At 64.5% G+C, this 4,331-nt stretch carries 4 protein-coding genes; 3 read left to right on the top strand and 1 reads right to left on the bottom strand.

The window, feature by feature from the left end; all coding sequences use genetic code 11:
• The first annotated feature begins 119 nt into the window (after positions 1–119).
• Both ACVOL0_RS20060 and ACVOL0_RS20055 read left to right on the top strand, forming a co-directional pair.
• Entirely contained in the window at positions 120–467 is a 348-nt protein-coding gene (locus ACVOL0_RS20060) for a helix-turn-helix domain-containing protein (RefSeq protein ID WP_481550579.1), read from the top strand.
• Positions 467–1,666 (top strand): TFIIB-type zinc ribbon-containing protein, encoded by a 1,200-nt coding sequence (locus ACVOL0_RS20055; protein WP_481550578.1) that lies wholly within the window; start codon positions 467–469, stop codon positions 1,664–1,666. The genes ACVOL0_RS20060 and ACVOL0_RS20055 overlap by 1 nt, the downstream gene beginning before the upstream one ends.
• Positions 1,667–1,899: 233 nt before the next feature.
• Here the strand turns inward: ACVOL0_RS20055 and ACVOL0_RS20050 are convergent, their stop codons facing one another.
• Positions 1,900–2,259, bottom strand: coding sequence for a DUF1428 domain-containing protein (locus tag ACVOL0_RS20050; RefSeq protein WP_481550577.1), 360 nt, complete (start codon positions 2,257–2,259; stop codon positions 1,900–1,902).
• 595 nt (positions 2,260–2,854) lie between these two features.
• Between ACVOL0_RS20050 and ACVOL0_RS20045 the strand changes: the two genes are divergently transcribed.
• Positions 2,855–3,871: a hypothetical protein gene (locus ACVOL0_RS20045; RefSeq protein WP_481550576.1), complete on the top strand. Its 1,017-nt coding sequence runs from the start codon at positions 2,855–2,857 to the stop codon at positions 3,869–3,871.
• Positions 3,872–4,331: the final 460 nt, after the last annotated feature.

Genomic DNA, 4,331 nt, shown 5'->3' with positions numbered 1-4,331 from the left:
TCGAATACATCGAGCGGTTCCACAACCCGAGGATGCGACGAAGGGTCGCCAGGCAAGACCAGAAGTTCTCAGCCCTTTTACAACCGTCCGTGATTTCGGGGTAGAACCCCAACGACTACGTGAAGTACCAGATGGGCCACGGCATGGGCGAGGGCGGCGAAGGTGCCGCCGCTGCCGCGGTGCCGGCGCAGATGGCGATGGGCTTCGGCATGGCGCAGGAGATGATGCGCAGCATGCAGACCGGCGCACCGGTGGTGCCGGGTGCGGCGGTGCCGCCGCCGTTGCCTGCTGCCGCCGGTGATGCAGTGGCGCTGGACGTGCTCACCCCGGAGCAGGCTGCGCAGGCGTTGTCGGTATCGGTCGAAGACGTGATGGCGTCGATTGCTGCTGGTGACCTGAAGGCACGCAAGATCGGCAATGCCACCCGCATTGCCCGCTCGGCACTGGAAGAGTTCCTGCGCGGCTGATGAACAACGCAACAGTTGGTAAACATCCCTGCCCGGAATGCGGCGGGGATCTGCAATGGAATGCCGGCAAGCAAGCCCTGGCCTGTCCCTACTGCGGCACCATCGTGCCGCTGTCGGAGGCGGCCGAAGGCGTGGGCGATGGCAGTGCCGGCGTGGTCGAGCAGGATCTGCTGGCCACACTGCAGCGGCTGCAGGACGAGGCGGCCATGCCACCGCCGTTGCCGCCGCCGCCGCAGGGCGGCGTGGTCGGCATGCTGCAGAGCATGGCTGCTACCCCGGCCGAACAACGCGGCTACGGCGCGCAACCGCGTGAAGTGCAATGCCAGAGTTGCCATGCGATCTCGGTGTTCGTCGATGGCAAGGTGGCCGACCGCTGCGAGTTCTGTGGTTCGCCATCGATCATCGACCACGAGTCGCTGGGTGATGCGATTACACCGCAGAGCGTGCTGCCATTCAGGATCAGCGACGGCCAGGTCCGCGACATCATCCGCAAGTGGTATGGGACGCGCTGGTTCGCGCCGAGCAAGCTCAAGCGCGCGGCGCTGACCGATACGCTCAAGGGCATGTACCTGCCGTACTGGACGTTCGATGCACAGGTCGCCGCACGCTGGACGGCCGAGGCTGGGTACTACTACTACGTCACCGTCAGCTACCGCGATTCCAAGGGCAATACGCAGACCCGCCAGGAACGGCGCGTACGCTGGGAACCGGCGTCCGGTTCGCTACAGCATTTTTTCGACGATGAGCTGGTGCCGGGAACGGTAGGCGTGCATCCGGAACTGCTGGCCAAGATCGGCCAGTTCCCGACCACCACGGATTTGAAGCCGTATTCGCCCGAGTTCGTGCGCGGCTGGACGGTGGAGCGTTACCAGGTGGATCTGCGTCAGGCTGCGCAGCAGGGTGAGACGCAGATGCAGGCACAGACCCGGGTGCTGTGTTCCGAGCAGGTACCCGGTGACACCCAGCGCAACCTGCAGGTGCAGGCCACGTACAGCAAGCGCACCTTCAAGCACATCCTGGTGCCGGTGTGGCTGGTCAGCTACACCTATGGCTCGCGCAGCTTCCAGGTGCTGGCCAATGGCTATACGGGCCAGCTGGCCGGTGAGCGTCCTTACAGTGCGTGGAAGATTTTCTTTGCTGTGCTGGGGGGTGTGCTCGCGTTGCTGGTGCTGATGTACGTGCTGGGGATGGCGCAGTAGCGATTTGGTTGTTGTTGTCACTCATCTGGCCTGGCTGCAACAGCCGGGCGCTCCGGACGCTGATTTTTGTAGGAGCGGCGCAAGCCGCGAAGCACGCACATCATCAGATGGCATGGATGCTGATTGCTTCAGCGATGCCAGCTTCGCGGCTTACGCCGCTCCCACAAATGCCAAAAGCGCAGCGGTCACGCTCGACCCTTCCGGCAACCGCGCTACCGAGCAGCACTGCTGGTCTAATCGCCCAGATGCAGCACCGGCATGAAGCCACCATAGACCAGCCGCTTGCCGTCGAACGGCATGGGATTGGTGGCTGGGTCCATGCGTGGGTCTTCCATCATCTTGCGCATGCCGATATCGCGGGTGGCCTTGTCCGGCCACTCTATCCACGAGAACACCACGGCCTCATCGTCCTTGGCCTGCACGGCGCGGTAGAAGTCGGTCAGGGTTCCGCGTGGCACATCGTCCGACCAGCATTCGGTCACCCGCAACGCTCCGAACTCGATGAACAGGGCGTCGGCGGTGCGTGCGTGTTCAATGAACCGGGCTTTGTTCGCCAACGGTACGGCAGCCAGGAAACCATCTACATAAGACATGGTGGGCCTCGCGGGTGTGGGCGGGGTGGGGCCGCCTTCAGTGAAATCTTGGCAATCAGCCGTATGCAGTCTGCGCCGTGCAATGTTTCGACTTTGCAAAATTTCCCTGTTCACCACGCCGCTGTGCTGTGGAAGCGTGGTTGTGTGGCCTGGCGCACGAGGGATCGGTGACGGGCCGCGCGTTGCTGATGCCGTGCGGGGCGGCTGGAGACGGCCTTGCTTCTGGCCGGACTCGACATGGGAAAATCCGCGGTATCGGTGTTGCGACGTATCGTGGCCGCCGGCGCCGCCGCAGGGCGGCCCAGGCACGAACAAGCAGGCAGGGCGGCAACCGAGGGGTCAATGATTGCGTTTGGCTGCCGCTATGGGGAGACGCCCCGCTCAGTGGTTGCGAGGGCAGGTTGCAGCTGCCTCCGTCCTGAAGCAGCTCGGTTGATCGGTCCTGCGCCGGCCGATGCCGTTGGTACGGAGCGGCTCGGGGGAGGGCTGGGAGGGAGTCGACAGCTCCCCTGGCGACCCTGCACGCGCACTGCAGGACAAGGACATACCAATGGATCGCATAACGCCAGCCGTGGCTGGCAGCAGGAGAGTAGTGATGCAGTTTGTTTCCCGTGATGCACTGGTCGCCGCGCTGGCCACGCTCTGCCTGCCGGCCGTGGCCTGGGCACAGGAGGCCGCGCCGGCCACCAAGGTGTCTGCACAGATATTCGTCAATGCCAGCCAGCTGGATCGTGATGGCGTGGCCACTGACGATGAAGGTCTGGCGCTGGATCTGAAGCGCAGCTTCATCACCGTCGATCACCGTTTCAACCAGCACTGGACGGCGCAGCTGACCACCGATGTGCAGTGGCTGCGCAACAGTGATCCCACCGACGTGTGGCTGCGCCATGCCTACCTGCAGCGCAGCTTCGGCAAGGGCAACTGGCTGCGGCTGGGCAATGCGCCGCTGCCGTGGATCCAGCAGGAGTCGGCGCGTGATGGCTACCGTTATGTCGATGGTGCCTTGATCACCCGCAGCAAGATGGGCAATGCGGCCGACTACGGTGTGCATGGCCAGTACACCCGGGGTGACTTCAGCTATGCCGCCTCGGTGGTCACCGGTGGCGGCTACCAGAAGCCGCGCCTGGGCAATCGCCCGGACGTCGAGGCGCGGGTAGGCTGGGCACCGGCCAAGGGCGTTGAGCTGGCCCTGGGCGGCTATCGCGGCACCCGTGCGCTGGATGCAGGCGACATGCCGCGGCAGCACACCGCGCAGCGCTGGAATGCCATGGCCAGCTGGGTAGGCGAGCGTGGCCGGATCGGCGCGCAGTACTTCCGTGCCGAGGACTGGACCCGGGTGGTGAAGCCGGGCAGCGATGATCAGCGTGGTTGGTCGGTGTGGGGGAGCTACCAGCTGAGCACGCAGTACGCGCTGTTCACCCGCCACGAAGAAACCCGGATGAGCCTGTACATCGATCCGCGCACCCGCGAGCGCTATCACCTGGTTGGCGTGGAATGGAAACCGAACAAATACCTGCGCCTGGCCGCGGTGGGCAAACAGCTGCAGCAGGAAACGGCGAAGAAGTCGCTGGAAAGCCATGAAGCTGGTTTGTGGGCGCAGATAGCGTTCTAAGCGTTTTGCGCTAAACCTCCGGCGAGGCTGGCTTGGCCTCTCCCCTTTGGCGCAGCCAAGGGGGAGGTTGGGAGGGGGTTGGCTTTTGCTTGGAGCTTTGAGGTTGCCGCCAAGAGCACCCCTCCCCAACCCTCCCCTTCGCTACGCGAAAGGGAGGCGGCATGGCTGCTCGCGCGGCAGGGAGCGCATTGCTCCTCCCCTTTGGCGCAGCCAAGGGGGAGGTTGGGAGGGGGTTGGCCTTTGCTTGAAGATTCGAGGTTGCCGCCAAGAGCACCCCTCCCCAACCCTCCCCTTCGCTACGCGAAAGGGAGGGGGCATGGCTGCTCGCGCGGCAGGGAGCGCTTTGCTCCTCCCCTTTGGCGCAGCCAAGGGGGAGGTTGGGAGGGGGTTGGCTTTTGCTTGGAGCTTTGAGGTTGCCGCCAAGAGCACCCCTCCCCAACCCTCCCCTTCGCTACGCGAA

This window comes from Stenotrophomonas sp. STEN021 (genome assembly GCF_056760175.1).
Note: the sequence above shows the minus strand (reverse complement) of the source record. Positions and strands in the feature narration are given on the sequence as shown.